Genomic DNA, 2,007 nt, shown 5'->3' on the forward strand with positions numbered 1-2,007 from the left:
TCAGCGCACCGGTTCAGCGCACCGGTTCAGCGCACCGGCTCCAGCTCCGGGTCCGCGCGGAGTTTCACCAGGGCCCGGGAGACCGCGCTCTTCACCGTACCGACCGAGACGCCGAGCACCTCGGCCGTCTGCGCCTCGCTCAGGTCCTCGTAGTACCGCAGGACGACCATGGCCCGCTGCCGGTCCGGAAGCCTGAGGACGGCGCGCCACATCGCGTCGTGGAGCGACTGCTGCTCGGCGGGGTCGGGGCCGGGCGGGGCCTCCTTCTCGGGGACCTCCTCGCAGACGTACTCGTCGACCTTGCGCTTGCGCCACTGCGAGGTGCGGGTGTTGACCAGGGCACGGCGCACATACCCGTCGAGCGCACGGTGGTCCTCGATCCGCTCCCACGCGACGTACGTCTTGGTCAGCGCGGTCTGCAGCAGATCCTCGGCGTCACTGGGGTTCGCGGTGAGGGAGCGCGCGGTCCGCAGCAGTACAGGCCCCCGCGCCTGTACGTACGACGAGAACGACGCATAGCGGCGGTGTCCGGCGGGAGCGGCGTGCGCCTTGGAGGCGCCGGCGCAGACTGGCGTGGTCATGCCTCCACGCTAGGAGCGGGCGGAAGCGGGGGGATCGGCCCCAGGTCCCGAAGACGCGTCCGCCTCAGGTTGTAGGGGGGGAGGTAAGCCCCACCTCCTGAAGGTGGACGGGCGACCGGGCCGTCTCAGGGTCTCACCCCGGGGACGCCCCGGCCGCCCACCGAAGATCTTCCCGGCCGCCCCACCGCCCGTCTCCCCCGCCTTCCTCCCCGGGGGCCTAGCTGGTCGGTGGAAAGACCTGGCCCCCGGCCCGGTGCACCACGGCAGCGGAGTACCCCGGTGCGCAGCGACGACTACACGCCGCCGCACCACCTCACCGGGTCCGCCCCGCGGCCCGCCGGTCTCACCAGAGCGGAGAGAAGAACACAGCGGCGATGTCCGTGGACTGGTCGACCGACGTGAAGGGCGAGTCGTTCACCTGGGCCGAATTGCTGTGGTTCGACGCGCCGTCGCCGGTGGCCTGCTGGAGCGAGGTGGACGAGTTGCCCCTGTTGTTGTTCCCGTCGACTCCACCGGACCCGATCGTCGCCACCGCGGCGTTCGAACCGTCGTTCGCGAACGAGCCGTTGTCGGCCACCGCGACACCGCCGAACAGGGCGGCGGCGAGGGGCAGGGCGGCAACAACGGCGAGAGCGCGAGCAGTACGGGTGCTTGCCATGTCAATTTCCTCCGGGAGACGAGAAGTCGGCTTCTGGTACCGCGTGATTCGACCGGTCAGACCTGCTGGGTACTTCTGATCACGACGTCGCGAGACCAAAAGTGCCCAAGGGCTTCCCGGCGAACCGTGCGGGCCACCCGATTCCCCCGCAAGCGTGATGAACACCCGATAAACCTCACACTGGCCGCCAGTTGGCCGTGCGCTCCCTGCAGACCGCCCCAGAGGGCGACGAAAGGGGCCGCGGCCCCCGATCCCTCCGGGCTGCGGCCCCTCCCCGAACCGCTCAGGCTCTGTCGGTCAGCTCCTCGGCGAACACCTGTGACAGGGGCTGCGGTCCCACGTACTGCTGGCAGTTGCACTGGCCGGCCTCGTACCGCACCGGCTTCCTGTTCTCGTCCCAGGCGGTCGGCGCCTCGACGCGCTCATGGCAGCGGCCCTGCTTGTCGTGTTTGGCGAGGTGGTGCGTGCATCCGCACACCGGCTCCGGCGGCCGATGCGCCGCTTCGAGAGCCACCCGCTCCTGCTTCGCCGCCTCCAACAACTCCATCTTGCGCTCATGTCGGTTACGCAAAGCGGTGCGGACGTTGTCGGCCACCCACGCGAAGCCGCCCGTCCAGAAGATGATGAGTACCACCCAGAACCAGCTCATCGGTCTCTCCTCCCCCTGACCCTGTGCTGCTGTGGTTCAGGGTAGGGCCCTGTTCCCCTCCCGACACCGGGCGACCGACGCGGAGTTGGCCGCGGCCGACGGCTCGGGCGGCGGCGGGG

3 protein-coding genes are annotated in these 2,007 nt (G+C 70.2%); all 3 read right to left on the reverse strand.

Annotated features, from left to right (window positions below; translation table 11 throughout):
• Positions 1-26 precede the first annotated feature (26 nt).
• Positions 27-581: a SigE family RNA polymerase sigma factor gene (locus IH13_RS0100785; protein WP_031080109.1), complete on the reverse strand. Its 555-nt coding sequence runs from the start codon at positions 579-581 to the stop codon at positions 27-29.
• Between the two features lie 343 nt (positions 582-924).
• Positions 925-1,239 (reverse strand): hypothetical protein, encoded by a 315-nt coding sequence (locus IH13_RS0100790; protein ID WP_031080111.1) that lies wholly within the window; start codon positions 1,237-1,239, stop codon positions 925-927.
• Between the two features lie 283 nt (positions 1,240-1,522).
• The gene (locus tag IH13_RS0100795; protein WP_031080113.1) at positions 1,523-1,888 is read right to left on the reverse strand and encodes a hypothetical protein; all 366 of its coding nucleotides are present in this window, start codon (positions 1,886-1,888) and stop codon (positions 1,523-1,525) included.
• Positions 1,889-2,007: the final 119 nt, after the last annotated feature.

The sequence above is a fragment of the Streptomyces sp. NRRL WC-3549 genome (assembly GCF_000721935.1).
Taxonomy (GTDB): domain Bacteria; phylum Actinomycetota; class Actinomycetes; order Streptomycetales; family Streptomycetaceae; genus Streptomyces.

Bases quoted from the DNA above. Each gene is read 5' to 3' on its own strand.
- IH13_RS0100785 (WP_031080109.1), bottom strand. From the start codon at position 581: ATGACCACGCCAGTCTGCGCCGGCGCCTCCAAGGCGCACGCCGCTCCC.
- IH13_RS0100790 (WP_031080111.1), bottom strand. From the start codon at position 1,239: ATGGCAAGCACCCGTACTGCTCGCGCTCTCGCCGTTGTTGCCGCCCTG.
- IH13_RS0100795 (WP_031080113.1), bottom strand. From the start codon at position 1,888: ATGAGCTGGTTCTGGGTGGTACTCATCATCTTCTGGACGGGCGGCTTC.